This window comes from Sporosarcina sp. P17b (assembly GCF_002743115.1).
Lineage (GTDB): Bacteria > Bacillota > Bacilli > Bacillales_A > Planococcaceae > Sporosarcina > Sporosarcina ureae_C.
Genome location: NZ_PDYP01000028.1, coordinates 1 through 17,929, shown reverse-complemented (window position 1 = coordinate 17,929; position 17,929 = coordinate 1). Strand labels below are relative to the sequence as shown.

The following is a 17,929-nucleotide window of genomic DNA, read 5'->3' as shown; positions in this document are numbered from 1 at the left end:
TCTGTCCTACCCCCCAATCTAACGAAGGCGGCTGCACGTGGTAGGCGTAGTAATGAGACAGCCAGGCGCACTTCCTGTCTGGCTCATTGCGGAAGCCATCCACCACCGCCGAAGTAGGGCCAATGATCGCCCCACTTACATAGCCAGTCAAACTACTACCTATGCACAAAACAAGGAAGAGTAAGGTATTGCAAAAAACAACTACCTACCATCGTATCCTACTTACCTGTACGAACAAATAATCCGTGTACTCGAAAAACAAGTATCTGAACTGCCCTATACATAATCTAACGAAGGCGGCTGCACGTGGTAGGCGTAGTAATGAGACAGCCAGGCGCACTTCCTGTCTGGCTCATTGCGGAAGCCATCCACCACCGCCGAAGTGAGGCCAATGACCGCCCCACTTACACAGCCAGTCAAACTACTACCTCTGCACAAAACAAGGAAGCGAAAAGTGTTCGCAAAACAACTACCTAACTTCGTATCCTACTTACTTGTACGAACACCTTCCCCATGTACTCGAAAACCAAGTACCTGAACTGCCCTACACGCAATCTAACGAAGGCGGCTGCACGTGGTAGGCGTAGTAATGAGACAGCCAGGCGCACTTCCTGTCTGGCTCATTGCGGAAGCCATCCACCACCGCCGAAGTGGGGCCAATGACCGCCCCACTTACTTTGCAACTCAAACTACTACCTCTGCAAAAAACTAGGAAGAGTAAGGTATTGCAAAAACAACTACCTACCATTGTATCCTACTTACTTGTACGAACAAATTATCCATGTACTCGAAAAACAAGTACCTGAACTGCCCTACACACAATCTAACCTAGGCGACTGCCCGCCTCACTAACTTACCCCTAACAAACGTAACTCTCACAAAAAGAACTATCCCTTAGAAGTATCAACTTCCAAGAGATAGCTCTTTTTTGATTAGATAATCCGTCCCACTTCCTGCGACTGGCTCTCCAAATCAGCAGCCGACGAAGCAATTGAGCGGAAGTCATTCATAGCAATTTCGATTTCATTCTGACACTGCACAATATTTTGCTGCGCCAATGAAGTACCTTGTGAAATCACACCAATATCCTCCGTGATCGTTTCAATGCCTTTACGCACCTCGACGATGGAATCCTGTACATTACCTGAAAGTTTACGCACTTCTTTTGCCACCACATCAAACCCACGTCCATATTCTCCGGCTCGTGCCGCTTCAATCGCCGCATTCAAAGCCAATAAATTCGTTTGGCTCGCGATCGCGCGTATGGTCGTCACGATGCCTTGAATATCTTGGGAGTGAACTTCTAGATTTTGTAATGAACTCGTGTTCTGTTCAGAAACAGCGGCTATCCGCTCGATCATGGTCAATAATTCCGTACTTCGATTCATTCCAGCATTTGCTTGTTGAGTGAGGTCTTCTGCCATTTTATGCATCTCATTGACGACTTCAACGATGGCATTTTGTCGTTCTGTAATGTCCGTCGCGATTTTTGTGACCCCGATCACTTTTTTATGCTTATCATCAAAAATAGGCATATATGTCGCTTCAAGCGATACTGCAGAACCATCTTTACGTTTACGTTCAATTTTGCCTTGGTAGCTAATGCCTTTATTGAAATTTTGCCATTGTTTTTCGTATGCGTTACTTTCAAGGAAACTATCGAAACAGAGCTTTTCATGCTTCATTCCAATCATTTCTTCTGGCTCGTAGCCGATCGTATGAGCAAAGTTTTTATTTACATAGGCGATACGACGATTCATATCAAAACGAATGATGGCCAAATTGTCTTCTAGTGCTTGTACGACTAACATATCGGTTACTTGATGTTCGGTAGTTTGTACCATGAATACAACTCCTTTAGACTTATTAATTTAATGAAAGCTCTTTCATCTATTAAACCATAGAGTCTAATGAAATGGCATAGACTGTAAAAATATATTTTGAAAGTATGTCTGTAATTCGAAATTCCTACTGACAAGTAATAAATCAAGGTGTGCATGTTTTCAACTTGCCGGAATTTCGGCTATACTAAGAACAGAAGCAATTTGAAGATTGGATGTGCGACGATGAGTCATTTAGTAATAGAGAAATTAACTAAAACAGTTGGAGAAAAAACGCTTTTTAAAGATGTGGAGTTTAATTTGAAAAGTGGAGACAAGATAGGTTTAATTGGTATTAACGGTACGGGGAAATCTACGTTGTTATCTATACTTGCTGGACAGGGAAGTGCGGATACGATCACTATGGATCATCCGAATAAATTCCGTGTAGCCTTTTTGCCTCAAGAACCGATTGTCAATCCGGACTTAACGGTAATGGAAGCGGTATTTGAAAGCGATGCACCAGTTATTCGTACAAATCTTAATTACGAAAATGCTTTACAACTACTTACCGAAGATTCTTCAAATGAAGAGTACCAGGAACGTTACTCATTCTATCAAAATGAAATGGATGCATCGGGTGGTTGGGATTTAAATGCATTGGCCCGCACTATATTAATGAAGCTAGGGATCGAGACATTCGATAAGAAGATGGGCGAATTATCAGGTGGTCAACTGAAGCGTGTCGCCCTCGCTAAAGTATTAATCGAACCAGCAGATTTATTGTTACTGGATGAGCCTACGAACCATCTGGATGTTGCATCGATTCAGTGGTTGCAAGACTTCTTGCAAAATGTTCAAGGAGCAGTATTATTTGTTACACATGATCGATACTTCTTGGATCAAGTCGCTACGCATATTTACGAATTAGCCGATAAAACTCTTTATTCGCATACTGGGAATTATGCAGATTATTTGGAGTCGAAAGCACTGCGTGAAGAGATGTCAGCCGCTTCGGATCAGAAAGACCGTAATCGCTACCGCAGTGAATTGAAATGGATTCGACGCGGTGCTAAAGCGCGTTCAACGAAACAGAAAGCGCGAATTGATCGCTTTGATGATCTTCAAGCGAAAGTAAAGCAGACCGATGAGTCACTCGACTTTGAAATGGATTTACAAACGACACGTCTTGGTAAAAAAGTGTTGGAAATCAATAATATTACGAAACGATTTGACGATAAAGTTATTTTGAATGGTTTTTCTGCTATTCTACAAGCAAAAGAACGTATTGCGATTATCGGACCGAATGGCGTAGGGAAGACGACACTTCTTCAGATGCTGGATGGAACGACTACGCCGGACACTGGAGAAGTCGATAAAGGCTCTACCGTAAAGATTGCTCATTTCCATCAGCATTTGCCACCAATGAAGGAAAATCAGCGGATTATTGAGTATATTCGTGAGACGTCCAATGATATTGAATCAGGTGACGGTGAGCGGTTGTCTGCGACGCAAATGTTGGAAAGATTCTTATTCCCTTCCTCTGCACACGGAACGCCAATTGGTAAATTATCAGGTGGGGAACGTAAACGTCTCTATTTATTGAAGTTATTAATGGAACAGCCGAACGTTTTACTGCTGGATGAGCCGACGAATGACTTAGATCTCGAAACACTTTCCGTTTTGGAGTCATTCATTGATACGTTCGCTGGAGTTGTCGTTACGATTTCCCACGACCGTTTCTTCTTGGATCGGATCTCGCGTAAGTTATGGATTTTAGACGGCTCAGGTGAAATCGATGTGCGTCTAGGTTTGTATTCAGACTACCTCGATGAAAAGAATACAAAAGACGTGAAGCCACAAGCTAAAGTTGCGGTAGCTGTTCCGACTCCAGAAGTTAAAGAGCCTAAAAAGAAAATGACATACGCTGAAAAGAAGCAGTTCGAAACTATTGAGTCAGATATAGAAAAGTTAGAAGAAAAAATAGCAGAAACAGAACAGCAGATGACGATTACGGGTTCAGATTATGATCAGCTTCGTCAACTTGATGAACAGCTGACCACCCTGAATCAGCAATACGAAGAATTAGTCGAGCGTTGGTCTTATTTGCAGGAGTTAGTTGAATAATTACATTGGAGGAGATTTTCTTGAAAATCAAATCGATTGAACCGACACCAAGTCCAAATTCCATGAAAATTGTTTTAGATACCCCTTTACCTGATGGAACTAGCCATAACTATAAGAAGAAAGATGAAGCTCAGGCACCTGAGCCGATTCGTTCTCTTTTGGCTATACAAGGAATTAAAGGAATCTATCATGTATTAGACTTTATGGCAGTAGAGCGAATTGGAAATGTTGCGTGGGAATCCATTCTTGCCGAAGTGCGTTCTGTTTTAAATGAAGGCGGCGAAACGACAACGCAAGCCGAAGAGCAACAGATAGATGAGCACTTCGGGGAAGTCTATGTGCATGTACAGACATATAAAGAGATTCCATTGCAAGTGAAAGTATTCAATAGTGATGAGGAATCTAGATTTGGATTAAGTGAACGTTTCATTCAAGCAATGGAAAGTGTTCACCATTCCGAGGTAGAAAACTATATCTTACTTCGAAAATGGGCAGATTACGGAATCCGTTATGGAGAATTGCAAGAAGTAGGCGAGCAAGTGGTTTTAGAACTTGAAGCTGCATACCCTGAAACGCGATTGCATGAGCTCGTTATGAAAGCGGAAAAGGCAGACGAGGAAACCATAACTCGTGGAAAGAAAGTGACAGTATCGGAATTTATCGTTCCGGAATGGGAAACACGCTTCCGATTGCTTGATCAAATGCCGGATCCAGACGAGTCAGACTATCCAGTATTGATGATGGCGCTGAAAGACGAGAAAATGTCTATACGCAGACTCGCTACAGTGTATCTTGGTATGATCGAAGACGAATCAGTCATTCCGTATATCGAAAAAGCACTGGAAGACAAAAGTTGGGCGGTTCGCCGTACAGCTGCAGACTGCATGAGCGACCTTGGCTATGTTGGGTTCGAAGCTGCGGCTATCCGTCTGTTACAAGATAAAAACAAGTTGGTCCGTTGGCGTGCAGCTATGTTCTTGTATGAATCCGGAACAGAGCAAGCCTTACCGGCACTGCATGAAGCAGAAAACGATAACGAGTTTGAAGTGAAACTGCAAGTACGTATGGCGATCGCAAGAATTGAAGAAGGTGAAGAGGCAAAAGGTTCAATCTGGCGCCAAATGACCGAAAGAACTAAATAAACTATTCTAGTCCATGAAGATTCATTATGAATCTTCATGGACTTTTTTATAGAATTGTTGACAGAGAATTCAAACGGGTTTATGATAGAGATAGATATTCGGAAAGGCATTCCGATAATCGTGAAAGTATATATTTTGTGGGAGTAGAAGAATGGAGGGTTTTACATGTTTAAATTAGCTATTGAAAACACAGATGCGCTAAGACCGGCATCTGAAGTAATGGACATCCAACGACTTGGCGTAATGCGCTCAACAAGTCTCAGCTTTTTGCGCATTTTAGTTCGTAAAATGATGCGTGAAGCTTGGGAAATTGAGCAAACGACTTTTGATATAAACGATGAAGGTTACGGTGAAGCGCTTTATAGTATTACTACCCCACAAGGACAGTATACATTTGTCGCATTATCCCGTGAGATCAGTGAAGAAACTCGGAGTGATCGAGTCATTTCTGAAAGATGGGATGTTACATTTGCACTTTGCGATGGAGCGATTTCCGATAAAAAATTGAAACGAATGAAACAAGAACTTCCGAAACAGGAAATGGGCCGAGGAGATGTCACGGATCTTGTATGGTCGAGAGCGAATAAGAGCCAACGTGTTTTTTCTCATGTAGTGGAAGCGCTATCTCAAGGTAAGCAACCTGATGCAGAAATCATTTACGATATTGGCTATCTATTCCGTACAACTGCAGTCTATGGAAATGGTAAGTTCGGAATTGCACCTTATGAACATATGAAAGATAATCATACGTTTAGCGGTGCCTATCTATCTCAAATGTTTGCTGTCTATATGTTGCGCCACTTCAGTTTTGATCTGGTTGAACATATTGCGCGCAAAAATAATCCACAAGCGGCTACATTACATCCTGAAATTAAAAAACTATTCGGTACAGGTAATGCAACTGGACTTGGAATGGTACCTTACTTGATCTCCCATCCAAAACTTCTACATCAGTGGATGTGGATTCGTGAAGTAGCATTGGCTCGTGCTAAGAAAATGAAGCCAACTGCAGAAGATTGCAAGCGCTTAATTGCGAAACTACAACAAGTTCATACATTCTTTGAAGACGCTCCAATTCCGAATATGGAAGTATTTAAAAATCCGAGGGACTTGGCAACAGAAACCGGAGAAATTTCCAAGTTAGTAGAAGACGTTTGTAACACTATAGAAAATTCTAATCATGAAGTAGGCAGACTGTGGTTGGAGTTAACGGAAAAAGTACAAGCGAACTACACTATGGAAGCACAGGAATTGCTTAACTCAGAACTGATTGATCTCTATCCAGAAGTAATCGTCGACTTAGAGCATCAGACCAACGCGGACGACGGTCTTCATTTGATACCCGAAATGTCTATTGGTTCATTGCGTGAAATTATTCGAAAACAATATCAGTGGGCGTTCCAGTACGATTTCACAAAACCAGAATCAAGACATTATTTCTGGTACCGTTCTGCTGAAAAGGAAGAGCCGCGTATCGGAGAACGTGGAGTTGATCCGGGTGATGAATTGTACATGCCGATGAATATTGCAGAACAAGTACAGCAACTAGCTACGGAAATAGAGGTCTGTGATGATGATCTGAAAGTAGCTGCGTTCTTACTGAAAAAGCCGGAGCTAAGAGGGATCGTTAGAAGAATCCAATCGTTAGACGGTCTGGAGTATGGTGAGATACAAGCGAATCTGACAGGAAAAGATTTACTTCCGGTATATCTATTGCGCTGCAAACTAGCGATATATGGTGCAGAACGTTATGATCCGAAGTCCAATCGTTGGGTACGGATTACGCTATTCCAAGGAGCACCGCTAGTTGAAGAAATCGGAACTACTACATTCGAAGATGATTGGTTCTATCCACTATTACCGAAAGTTGAGGAGATCAAATGACTGTTGATATGAGAGATATGATTGTAATAGATGCTTTAGAATTAAGTAAATGGGACCGAGATTTTGTTATCATGTTGCAAAAAGGTGGCGTAACGGCTGTTCATGCTTGCGTTGGACTATGGGAAAACGCTCGTGAAACGTTGACAAAAGTAGCGGAATGGCATCGCTTTTTTAAAGAGAATGACGATTTAATCCTACCGGTGAAAATGGGAGCCGACATTGATGAAGCAAAACGTAGTGGTAAACTCGGAATCATGTTGGGTGCACAAAATACATCCGCTTTAGAAGACGAGCTAGGACTCGTATCTGTATTCAATGAAATGGGCGTTAAGATTATGCAACTGACGTATAATAACCAAAACTTGATCGGCAGTAGCTGCTATGAAGAAACGGATCCGGGTCTTTCACGATTCGGTAAAAATGTCATCAAGGAAATGAACCGTGTAGGTATGGTTATTGACTTGTCGCATGTTGGAACGAAGACATCCCTTGATACATTAGCGCTTTCAAGTCGTCCCGTAGCCATTACACACGCTAATCCAGATTGGATCTATCCATCGAAACGTAACAAGTCAGAAGAAATTCTTACGGCTTTACGTGATAATAAAGGAGTGCTTGGAGTTTGTGCATATCCTCATTTAATCAACGGAGCGGATACGAAATTAGAAGAGTTCTGCGATATGATTGCACGTACAGCTGATTTTATGGGAATCGACCATGTAGGAATCGGAACTGATTTGACGCATAATATGTCCATAGATTTTCTTGCGTGGATGCGTATGGGACGCTGGACACATGAAATCGATTACGGTGCAGGATCGAAAGAAAGTCCAGGATGGCCGGAATGGCCGGAGTGGTTCCAGACACCTGACGATTTCCCAAATATCGCAAATGGTTTGCAAGCCCGTGGTATGACACATGAAGAAATCTCCAAAATTATGGGCGGCAACTGGCACCGGTTCTTTACGGAAGGGTTCAAGTCTGAGAAGGAGTTGGCGAAATGCGTGTCTCTCACTTAGAATTATATACTCACTGCAAAAAGATCTTCCAGGCTCTCGGAGTTCCTTATGGGTATGCGGAAGAAGGAGCCGAAACCGTAGCAAATGCGGAGTTCCTAGGATTGTATGGTTTACAGCAACTTTGGGATGAATTACCGGCTTTGCAAGGTGAAATCGAAGAAATCGAAATACTGAATGAATCTGATAGCGTAACGGTGATCGATGGTGGAAAGCAAAGCGGTATGTTGCTTGGAAAAGCATGCGCTGATTATTTAATTGCACGCTTAGAGGAACAGCCGTCAGTAGCGGTCTGTGTACGTGATACACGACCATCACGTGTTCTCGCGCAACAAGCGATGTATATCTCGCGAAAAGGACATGCGAGTATCATTTTGTATAAGAAGCCAAGTCATTCATCATTGATTATTTCATCACCCAATTCCATTTATCCGATTATGATTCACAAGCGTGACAATGAAGATATTATTGAAGGTATAAATAAAGAATTGGGACTGACAGGTGATAAGAAACTGAAGTTACCTTCCGTTACAACGAGGTTCTGTATGTTCGGTACGACAAAGGTCGATGAAGTCGACAAGATAATAGATCGGTTCGAGAACACAATAGACACGAAATATATTTTAACAACGACAGACGATTTCGAACAGAGATGGGAATCATCTTGGCAGTTTGGAACGGAAGTTAGCCGAGAATTATGGTTAGACTTGAACGAGACAGGCAAGCGTATGTTAGTGGAATCTACTGATCAATCGCGTGAACGCGGCGCAGGAGAAATGGCATAACGAACTAAATTTATTAGCTGGAGGAGAGTATACATGATGACAGTTACAAATGATGTGAAGGTATTGAAGAACTATATTAACGGTGAATGGGTAGAAACTTCTGGTACAGATATGTTGGAAATCAGAAACCCTGCGAATAAAGACGAGCTTGTTGTAAAAGTTAAGCAATCCAATGCTGACGATGCGCAAGAAGCTATCGATGCGGCAGCAAAAGCATTCCCTGAATGGAGCAAAACACCATCTCCTGCAAGAGGCGAATATCTATACAAAATTGCAGCAATCATGGAAGCAGAAGCAGATGAAATCGCACGCGTTATCGTTCAAGAAGAAGGAAAGACATATGCTGATGCATTTAAGGAAGTAAACTATGCAGCAGGTATCGTGAAGTTCTACGCAGGAGAAGGTCGTCGCATGACAGGACGTATCGTTGAATCAGACGTACCGGGCGTTCAAATCGAATTGCATAAAGAAGCACTAGGTGTCGTATTAGTTGTTACACCTTGGAACTTCCCATTGTCAATTCCAGCTTGGAAAATCGCACCTGCTATCCTAAGCGGTAACACAGTCGTGTTGAAAGCTTCATCTGAAACACCATTGACAGCACAGAAGTTCATCGAAATCGTTGAAAGAGCTGGCGTTCCTGCTGGTGTTGTTAACCAATTAGTAGGACCGGGTCGTCTAGTAACAGAAATGATCAATCATCCTGCAGTAAAAGCCATTACATTCACAGGATCAAATCGTGTAGGTAACTTAATTTATAAAGAAGCAGCAAAAGATATGAAGCGTGTATTGCTTGAAATGGGTGGTAAGAACCCATTGCTCGTCATGGAAGACGCAGACGTGGATGCAGCTGTTCAACTTGCAGTAGCAGGTGGATACGGTCAAACAGGTCAAGCATGTACAGCAACTAGCCGCGTACTCGTGCACAAAGATATTCGTCAAGAGTTCACGGATAAGCTAGTGGAAGCTTCTAAGAAAATTAAGATCGGTAACGGCATGGACGAAGGGGTAACAATGGGACCTCAAGTTAGTGACGGAGAGCGTCAATCAACACTTGATTTAATCGAAAAAGCGAAAGCTGAAGGCGGAGAAATCTTGACCGGTGGCGGTATTCCTGAATTCGAAGGTTCGGATAAAGGGTATTTCGTGGAACCGACAGTAATTGGTGGTGTGAAGACGGAAATGACGATTGCACAGGAAGAAGTATTCGGTCCTGTTATCAGCATCATCGAAATCGAGTCGATTGACGAAGCGATTGAAGTAGCAAACGACGTAGCATTCGGCCTGTCTGCAGCGATCTGCACACGCAACTTGACATATATGAACCGTGCATTGAATGAAATTCAAGCAGGTATTGTTAAAGTCAACATGACAACGACAGGTACGTTCTTCCAGGCACCATTTGGTGGATATAAGCAATCAAGTACTGGAACTTACAAAGAACTCGGCAGTGAAGCGGTTGAATTCTATTGCCAGAACAAAACACGTTATATTAACAGCAACTAAGTAAGGGTAGACCAAAAAGAGGAATAGAGCATTCATTCCTCTTTTTTTCTATTCAAAGCGTAAAAGGAGTTCATGAAAATGACTAAGACACCGGAAGTATCGTCCACAGTAGTGCGTGCGATATCTGTGATCAACTATTTGAACGATGTATCGGGTCCACAAGGTGTCAGTGATATAAGCAAAGGTCTTGGTTTATCGACAACAATCGTGCATCGCTTGCTTACAACATTGAAACTAGAAGGTATGGTATTTCAGGATCCCCGTTCAAAACTATATTCATTAGGTACAATCTTTTTGGATTATGCCAATAAAATTTTGACGGAAATGCCTATTGCACCCGTCGTTGAACCATGGCTTATGTCATTGCGAGATGATACTGGAGAGACAGTTGGTTTTTATATGCCTACAGGGCAAATGCGTATTTGTGTACTGGAATATGAAAGTCAGCAAGAAATCAGACGCACGGTTGGAATCGGAAAACGATTGCCGATTCATATAGGTGCAAGTGGACGGGCTATTCTCGCTTTCCAGCCACCTGAATTACAGGACAGATTACTAGCTTCGCTGCGCGTGGAGGAAAGAAATGAGCTAGAACAGATTTTAGAAGAAGTTAGAAATCAAGGCTATTCAACGAATGAAGAAGAAATCAATACAAATGTTGCTGCGTTGTCGGCACCAGTTTTTGATAAGCAAAATCGTGTGATTGGTGCTTTATCTGTTTCAGGGCCGATGTTTAGATGGAATCGCAAAACGATGGAACCGCATATAGCCACATTGCTTGCTGCCACAGAAAAAATAACGAATGCATTATGAAAAGGATGGGATACAAATGAGACCAGAAGACAAATTACAAGAACTAGGATTGGAACTACCTGAAAAACGTGCAAAAGGTGGAAATTACATATCTTGTGTACGCTCAGGTAATCTATTATTTCTATCTGGTTCACTATCATATGATGTGATCGGCAAAGTAGGCGATACACTGACAATTGAAGAAGGTTATGCGGCATCAAGACAAGCTATTCTTTTCGCACTTTCAACGATTAAAGAAGAAGTTGGCGAGCTGTCGAACGTGACAAAGTTCGTTAAATTGCTTGGCATGATCAACACTGCATTCGATTTTACTGGACAAGCAAAAGTTATGAACGGTGCTTCGGATTTACTCGTTGAGGTGTTCGGTGAAGATGTAGGCGCACACGCACGCACTGCAGTAGGTATGATGTTGCCACGTGGCGCTGCTGTTGAAATCGATGTTATTGTGGAAGTGAAATAATAAAGTGGAGAAAACTTCTCCGCTATACATAAAGTAAGCGGTTACAAGTAATCGCAACTTAGAGGAGGCAAGACTTTGAATAAGTATGAATCAAAAACGGATCGTCCCGTATTATTTATCAGCGGCGGATTGCTTGTAGCTTTTGTCGTGGCATCATTCATTAACTTGGATTTCGTGGCAAATATGGTAGATTGGACATTTGCATTCGCTGTAAAATATTTTGGAGCGTTTTGGCAAATATTATTAATGGGTACATTTTTTATCGCGCTATTTCTGGCATTCTCAAAGTACGGGAAGATACGCTTGGGTGGAATGAATAAGCCGGAAATCGGTTATTTCAAATGGCTAGCGATGATTATGACGACGTTGCTTGCAGGGGGTGGCGTTTTTTGGGCCGCTGCAGAGCCGATGTATCACTTTTTAGATCGACCTCCACTATTCACGGAAGCAGTATCCGGAACGGAAAGTGCTATTATCCCAGCATTCGCTCAATCGTATTTGCATTGGGGGTTCCTTGCATGGTCAATACTTGGTACGTTAGGGACAATAGTACTCATGTATGCTCATTATTCTAAAGGTATGCCGTTAAAGCCGCGTACATTGCTTTATCCAATCCTCGGTGAAAAGATCATGCGTAAAAGTGTCTTAGGAACTACTATTGATGCGTTTTCCATCATTGCAGTAGCTGCCGGTACAATTGGACCAATTGGATTTCTTGGTCTGCAAGCGGCTTATGGAATGGAAGCTTTATTTGGTGTACCCAATACGCTAATGACACAGATTCTTATCATTATCGGCGTCGTAGCCATTGCTACTGTTTCAGCTGTAACGGGATTACGCAAAGGAATTCAATTCCTGAGTAATTTAAATGTAATCATTACATTGATATTAATGGTTGCTATTCTGATTTTGGGACCAGGCGGATTTATTATCAATACGTTCATTTCATCATCGGGTATCCATCTACAAGAATTCTTTGGCATGGCTACATTCCGGGGGGATTCTAGTTGGCTTGGATCATGGACAATCTTTTTCTGGGGCTGGTTCCTCGGTTATGGACCGATGATGGCGATCTTTATCGCTACGATTACACGCGGACGTACAATTCGCGAGTTAGTATTAGCTGTATCTATTACGGCACCAATTGTTACTGCATTTTGGTTCACCACTGTCGGAGGTGCAGGCATATTTTATGAACTGGCACAGCCTGGCGTAATATCAGAAGCGCTAAATACTTCGGGTATGCCTGCGGCGATGATAGCCATTACCGAGCAACTGCCTTTAAATATGATAATTGGACCATTATTTCTCCTTGTAACCATATTATTCGTTGTCACAACAGGGGATTCCATGGCGTATACGATATCCGTTGCGATTACGGGGGACGGACATCCGCCTAAAACTATGCGCATATTTTGGGCGGTCATCATGGGTGCGGTTGCGAGCGTACTATTAATGATCAGTGAAGGCGGAGTCGAGGCAATTCAATCATTTATTGTAGTGACTGCCATACCGGTCTCACTCTTACTATTACCGACATTTTGGGCTGCTCCAAAAGCTGCTAAGCTGCTGTACGCAGAACAATTTGGAGAGGAAACGACAGTGGAAAGTATAGAAGTCAAAGCTATAAAGAATAAGAAATACGATACAGTTCACGACGAAATAAACTAAACGGAAGACCCGTAATAGTCTGAAATTTACCTTGTCTACTAGGCAAGGTTTTTTTTATGTGACATTCATCTAAAACAGTATACATTTAGTAAGGACTAAAGGTATACTAGTGATCTACTCATAATTTACTAGGAGGGCCAATAAAGTGAAGAAGTCCGCAAGTATTGCGATGAAACTCTCAGGATTAATTATCGCATTATTCTTATTACTGTTTTTAGTATACTCAGTCGTTACAAGTGTCATGTTACATAAGCAAAGTATTAAAGATGCCGAGGAATTTGCATTAGAAAGTGCAAACAAAAGTTCACTCGTACTGAGTGTGAAATTAAAAGAAACGAATGAAATGCTACGTACAACTAGTCACATACTAGAAACATTACAAGCAACAGGTGATATGCATCCCAATGAAATCATTCGAATCATTAAGAACAATTTACAGAAGAATGATGACGCAACAGGTATGGCAGCTGTAGTTAACCAATCTGCATTTTCTGAAGGGGAAGTTATACCCAAAAATCTTCTTGATGAAAATCAGCAATTCATTCCTTATATCTTTAAGAAAGACAATGCGACTGAAGTTGAACCATTAAGTGGAATGGATGATCCCGCAGCGAATAGCTGGTATACCGTTCCGAAAAATGAAGCGCGCTCCATTTTGACTGAACCATATGCATATGAAACGAACGGTCAAACCATTCTCATGACTACTATTTCCGTCCCGTTGATAGATGCGTCAGGAAATTATTTTGGTTTGTTGACTACTGACCTATCAATTGATTTCTTGATGGATGTAGTAAAAACAATTAAACCAGAAGGCGGTTATGCTTCTATTATTACCGATGCTGGTTTTATTACGGCAAACAGCCTGAAGCCTGAATTGAACGATACCAATATGGCAGATGCGATTGATTGGAACTCTGCTAAAGTCGTACTCGATAAAGGCGAACTGACAAGTACTTATGTAGACTCCCAAAGTTTAGGAGAAGAATCATTTAATGCTTTTGCACCTATCAACTTACGAGATATTAATGAAAAGTGGACAGTGCAGACCGTGACACCAAGATCGGTTATTCTAGACACATTCAATACCATCTTATGGATTACAATTATCTCAGCTATTGTGATTGTTTTGATGATGTCAATCGCATCGACAGGATTTATTTACCGCCAATTAAGACCTTTAAAAACGTTGCAGAAATCAATGGAAACAGCTGCTGCAGGAGACTTAACTATGATGGTAGATGAACAGAATCTACATCGCGATGAGATAGGATTAGTATCACTCGCTTATAATGATATGCTGCGCCAGACTAATGCAGCCTTGCAAACAGTTCAACAGTCTTCGGTTCAATTAAGTGACTCATCATCGCAAGTGACACATGCTTTTGAAGAGCTAGTAGCTGCGAACCAAGAAGTATCGGTAGCGACAGATGAAATTGCACAAGGCGCATCAAAACAATCTGAAGATACAGAAGTGACAAGCCTACGAATTTCAGACTTGGCAGACCGCATGGATCACATCCATACTATGTTCATGACGATGAACCAATTGTCTACTGATGCATCTAATTCTTCGGAAAATGGAATGTCGGAAGTGAGAAAACTGCGTGATCATAATACAGCAGCGAATGAAATGAATAAAAAAGTACAACTTCAAATCCAGACGCTGACAAATAAGATATTATCTATTAATCAGGTCATTCAAACATTGCATGGTATTACGGCAAGTACGAATTTGCTAGCGCTCAATGCGAGCATTGAAGCAGCACGTGCGGGTGAAAGTGGTAAAGGATTTGCAGTGGTTGCCAATGAAGTGCGTCAGCTAGCGGAACAATCTCGCAGGGAAACTGAGGTAATTCAAGAAACTGTAAAAGAAATATTATCAGAATCACGTCAGACGGTTGAAGTTATTGATCTAAACATGAAATCAATGGATGGTCAAAATCAGTCTGTTACGGATACGGAAGAATCTTTTGTACAAAATGCAAGTATCACCGATCAAATACGCGAGTCAATCACGGAACTATCCGAGAAGCTTGCTGAAATGATGGAATACAAAGATGAAGCTATTTTAGCTATCCAAAATGTTTCCGCTATTTCAGAGGAGACGGCCGCGTCATCTGAACAAGTGAGTGCATCAGCTGCTGCGCAACAAGGTGAATTGGAAAATGTGGCAGACTCTACGAATCAGATGAACCAAATTGCAGGAGAATTACGAAGTGTTGTGGATCGATTTAAATTATCCTAATGAATAATGTGAGAAACAGAAGTGGCATTGTCCACTTCTGTTTTTATATATATAGTTACAAAAAGGTTTGCATCGTAAATAAACAGGTAAAAATAGAATAAAGACTTACTAATCCCGCGTGAGGGAGTTGGAGCCAAGTTGTACGTTAAAAGAAATTAAATCTACTAGCGTCCATTCTTCAGACGGGTTAATTCAGTTAGCGGAAGACTTATAAACTAGAATGTCATTCTAGTATGCATACTGCTCGTCATTTGGTACACTGAGCAAATAATAAGATCATTATGAAGGCGGGTGTATCAATGGAAGAAGCAGCACTGATTAGCATTGTAGCCATTTTAGCACTCGGTATTTTCTCGCAATGGCTAGCGTGGAAAATCCAATGGCCATCTATTTTCATCATGTCGATTGCAGGCTTATTAATAGGTCCGATCATGGGGTGGGTAAATCCAGAAGTGGCTTTGGACGAGCTGTATAGTCCGCTCATTTCACTAGCTGTTGCTATTATTTTATTTGAAGGAAGTTCCAATCTAGACTTTCGGGAAATAAAGGACATTTCGAAGTCTGTTTTCCGAGTTGTTACATTGGGTGCATTTTTAGCATGGATTTTAGGTTCTTTTACAGCACATTATATTGCGGGATTAACATGGGAAGTGTCGTTCATCATTGGAGGCCTATTTGTAGTAACGGGTCCAACCGTCATTATTCCGTTATTACGCAATGCAAAGTTAAAAGCGCGAACCGCTGCCGTACTTAAGTGGGAAGGGATTATCGTAGATCCTGCTGGTCCGTTGCTTGCGTTGTTTGCATATGAAGTGATCAAGGTATTGACGAATGATCATTTATCGATGAATTACTTATTAAACTTCTTTGGTGGTGCTGCACTTGCTGCACTTCTAGGGTTAGTAATGGGATTATTGATTAGCGTCATGGCTAATAGAGGTCAATTTCCTGAGTACTTGAAATCACCCGTCATTTTGGCATTTGTGTTGCTGTGCTTTACGATGGCAGAAGTCATTATGCACGAAACGGGTATGCTTGCCGTAACTGTGATGGGGCTGGTTTTGGGGCGCTCGAAGCGCTATGTTTCATCTATTGGAAACGTCGGTCATTTTGTTGAAAATGTGTCCGTCATGTTGACGTCTACAGTCTTTATTTTATTAACAGCTTCGCTCGCAAGAGAAACGATTGCGCAGATATTTACATTACCGATTATAGGGTTCGTGTTGGTTATGCTGTTTGTTGTTCGACCATTATCGATATGGATTTCGACGATTGGTACCGAACTGGTCTGGCGAGAGAAGTTGCTCATTGGCTGGATTGCACCTAGAGGAATTGTCGCATTGACTGTTGCGGGTTATTTCGCTTCGACACTTGCAGAAGATGGTTATGAAGAAGCTACTTTGCTGACAGCGTTGACCTTTGCTCTCGTGTTTATTACGGTTACTGCGCATGGATTTACGTTAGGACCGCTAGCGAAAAAGTTGAACTTGGCAAGTAATGAACCGCCAGGCGTGCTCATAGTAGGCGCAAGTAGTTTTTCAATTCAATTAGCTATGCAATTAAAAGAAATGAATATCCCGGTATTGATAGTCGATCCTTCACAAGGACGTTTACGCCCCGCGATTGAAGCGGGAATTGACACGTTCATGGGTCAGATGTTATCGGAACGATCGAGATTCTCTATTGATTTGGCACCGTATGATACGATTCTGTCGATGACTGGAGATGCCTCTTATAACGCATTGATTACACAATCGTTTGCGCCAGAGTTTGGATTTAACAATACGTTTTCCCTTACGGCTGTTTCCAATCATACAATGAGTAAGTCGGCATTGCCGATTTCGCTGAAAGCTCATTTGTTGTTCGAAGAGGGCGCAACGTTCCCAGAGCTAAACCGCAAGATTAATACGGATTATGAAATTGGTTTGTTCGAGTGGGAAGGTACGGATACTGATTTAGTGTTTAAGGAGATTATTCCGGAGACGGCGACTGCGTTGTTTGTGAAGAAGAAGAATGAGACGTTGGTGTTTGCTACGCTTCAGAAGAAAATTTCGTTGGATGCTGGTGATCAGTTGGTGGTGTTGAAGTTAAAGCAAGGTGTTCCAGCTAATTCATAAGTAAATGTGGCTGTCAAAGTGAGTTTCTGACTTTGGCAGTCTTTTTTAATTGGGGTAGGGTCGTTGCTCGACATTGGCTTGTGCATGGAAAGTAGTGAGGGCTCGTGCTTTGGACTCGCGCAGGCACGTGGGGGATTGCCTCCAGCCATGAGCCAACTAGCGGTGGGGCTGCTAGCTGTCTCATGGCCACGGCCTACCCCGCAGTTGTGCCTGCGCTACCAAGTACTTATCAAGTTTGTTTGTGGTTTATAGGAGATAAAACCAGTAACTGGGTGGTACTAGTTCCTATTCTTGCAAAAGAAGAATCAGAACTGACTTACACACTATTTAATGAAGGCGG

General features: G+C 42.0%; 16 protein-coding genes. 15 read left to right on the top strand and 1 reads right to left on the bottom strand.

The window, feature by feature from the left end; genetic code table 11:
* Positions 1-37 precede the first annotated feature (37 nt).
* The 3 genes from CSV76_RS17475 to CSV76_RS17465 all read left to right on the top strand — a co-directional run bounded on the left by CSV76_RS17475 (position 38) and on the right by CSV76_RS17465 (position 712).
* On the top strand, positions 38-184 hold the full coding sequence (locus CSV76_RS17475; RefSeq protein WP_158232847.1) for a hypothetical protein: 147 nt from the start codon (positions 38-40) through the stop codon (positions 182-184).
* Between the two features lie 122 nt (positions 185-306).
* Complete coding sequence (locus CSV76_RS17470; protein ID WP_158232846.1) at positions 307-477, top strand: hypothetical protein; 171 nt, start codon at positions 307-309, stop codon at positions 475-477.
* A 97-nt stretch (positions 478-574) separates the two neighbouring features.
* The gene (locus CSV76_RS17465) at positions 575-712 is read left to right on the top strand and encodes a hypothetical protein (RefSeq protein ID WP_158232845.1); all 138 of its coding nucleotides are present in this window, start codon (positions 575-577) and stop codon (positions 710-712) included.
* A 220-nt stretch (positions 713-932) separates the two neighbouring features.
* Here CSV76_RS17465 and CSV76_RS16635 read toward each other — a convergent pair whose 3' ends face one another.
* Entirely contained in the window at positions 933-1,844 is a 912-nt protein-coding gene (locus CSV76_RS16635; protein WP_085428290.1) for a methyl-accepting chemotaxis protein, read from the bottom strand.
* A 222-nt stretch (positions 1,845-2,066) separates the two neighbouring features.
* Here CSV76_RS16635 and CSV76_RS16630 point away from each other — a divergent pair, with 222 nt between their 5' ends.
* The 12 genes from CSV76_RS16630 to CSV76_RS17460 form a co-directional block, all read left to right on the top strand.
* A complete protein-coding gene (locus CSV76_RS16630) occupies positions 2,067-3,947 on the top strand; it encodes an ABC-F family ATP-binding cassette domain-containing protein (RefSeq protein ID WP_099626271.1) in 1,881 nt (626 codons plus the stop codon).
* A gap of 20 nt (positions 3,948-3,967) precedes the next feature.
* A complete protein-coding gene (locus CSV76_RS16625) occupies positions 3,968-5,089 on the top strand; it encodes a virulence factor (protein WP_085428292.1) in 1,122 nt (373 codons plus the stop codon).
* Between the two features lie 165 nt (positions 5,090-5,254).
* On the top strand, positions 5,255-6,973 hold the full coding sequence (locus CSV76_RS16620; RefSeq protein WP_085428293.1) for a hypothetical protein: 1,719 nt from the start codon (positions 5,255-5,257) through the stop codon (positions 6,971-6,973).
* Positions 6,970-7,992: a membrane dipeptidase gene (locus CSV76_RS16615; RefSeq protein ID WP_099626270.1), complete on the top strand. Its 1,023-nt coding sequence runs from the start codon at positions 6,970-6,972 to the stop codon at positions 7,990-7,992. Before CSV76_RS16620 ends, CSV76_RS16615 begins: the two co-directional genes overlap by 4 nt.
* Positions 7,974-8,774, top strand: coding sequence for a DUF3726 domain-containing protein (locus tag CSV76_RS16610; protein ID WP_099626269.1), 801 nt, complete (start codon positions 7,974-7,976; stop codon positions 8,772-8,774). The genes CSV76_RS16615 and CSV76_RS16610 overlap by 19 nt, the downstream gene beginning before the upstream one ends.
* Positions 8,775-8,807: 33 nt before the next feature.
* On the top strand, positions 8,808-10,280 hold the full coding sequence (locus tag CSV76_RS16605; RefSeq protein ID WP_233204526.1) for an aldehyde dehydrogenase family protein: 1,473 nt from the start codon (positions 8,808-8,810) through the stop codon (positions 10,278-10,280).
* A 78-nt stretch (positions 10,281-10,358) separates the two neighbouring features.
* On the top strand, positions 10,359-11,093 hold the full coding sequence (locus CSV76_RS16600) for an IclR family transcriptional regulator (protein ID WP_199170404.1): 735 nt from the start codon (positions 10,359-10,361) through the stop codon (positions 11,091-11,093).
* Positions 11,094-11,109: 16 nt separating this feature from the next.
* The gene (locus tag CSV76_RS16595) at positions 11,110-11,553 is read left to right on the top strand and encodes a RidA family protein (protein ID WP_099626267.1); all 444 of its coding nucleotides are present in this window, start codon (positions 11,110-11,112) and stop codon (positions 11,551-11,553) included.
* 75 nt (positions 11,554-11,628) lie between these two features.
* Positions 11,629-13,224: a BCCT family transporter gene (locus CSV76_RS16590; protein WP_099626266.1), complete on the top strand. Its 1,596-nt coding sequence runs from the start codon at positions 11,629-11,631 to the stop codon at positions 13,222-13,224.
* Positions 13,225-13,369: 145 nt separating this feature from the next.
* Complete coding sequence (locus tag CSV76_RS16585) at positions 13,370-15,472, top strand: methyl-accepting chemotaxis protein (protein WP_099626265.1); 2,103 nt, start codon at positions 13,370-13,372, stop codon at positions 15,470-15,472.
* A gap of 299 nt (positions 15,473-15,771) precedes the next feature.
* The gene (locus CSV76_RS16580; RefSeq protein ID WP_085428301.1) at positions 15,772-17,589 is read left to right on the top strand and encodes a cation:proton antiporter; all 1,818 of its coding nucleotides are present in this window, start codon (positions 15,772-15,774) and stop codon (positions 17,587-17,589) included.
* Between the two features lie 104 nt (positions 17,590-17,693).
* A partial coding sequence (locus CSV76_RS17460; RefSeq protein WP_158232844.1) for a hypothetical protein occupies positions 17,694-17,929 on the top strand: 236 nt, incomplete at its 3' end.

Bases quoted from the DNA above. Each gene is read 5' to 3' on its own strand.
- CSV76_RS16635 (WP_085428290.1), bottom strand. From the start codon at position 1,844: ATGGTACAAACTACCGAACATCAAGTAACCGATATGTTAGTCGTACAA.
- CSV76_RS16630 (WP_099626271.1), top strand. From the start codon at position 2,067: ATGAGTCATTTAGTAATAGAGAAATTAACTAAAACAGTTGGAGAAAAA.
- CSV76_RS16620 (WP_085428293.1), top strand. From the start codon at position 5,255: ATGTTTAAATTAGCTATTGAAAACACAGATGCGCTAAGACCGGCATCT.
- CSV76_RS16615 (WP_099626270.1), top strand. From the start codon at position 6,970: ATGACTGTTGATATGAGAGATATGATTGTAATAGATGCTTTAGAATTA.
- CSV76_RS16610 (WP_099626269.1), top strand. From the start codon at position 7,974: ATGCGTGTCTCTCACTTAGAATTATATACTCACTGCAAAAAGATCTTC.
- CSV76_RS16605 (WP_233204526.1), top strand. From the start codon at position 8,808: ATGATGACAGTTACAAATGATGTGAAGGTATTGAAGAACTATATTAAC.
- CSV76_RS16600 (WP_199170404.1), top strand. From the start codon at position 10,359: ATGACTAAGACACCGGAAGTATCGTCCACAGTAGTGCGTGCGATATCT.
- CSV76_RS16595 (WP_099626267.1), top strand. From the start codon at position 11,110: ATGAGACCAGAAGACAAATTACAAGAACTAGGATTGGAACTACCTGAA.
- CSV76_RS16580 (WP_085428301.1), top strand. From the start codon at position 15,772: ATGGAAGAAGCAGCACTGATTAGCATTGTAGCCATTTTAGCACTCGGT.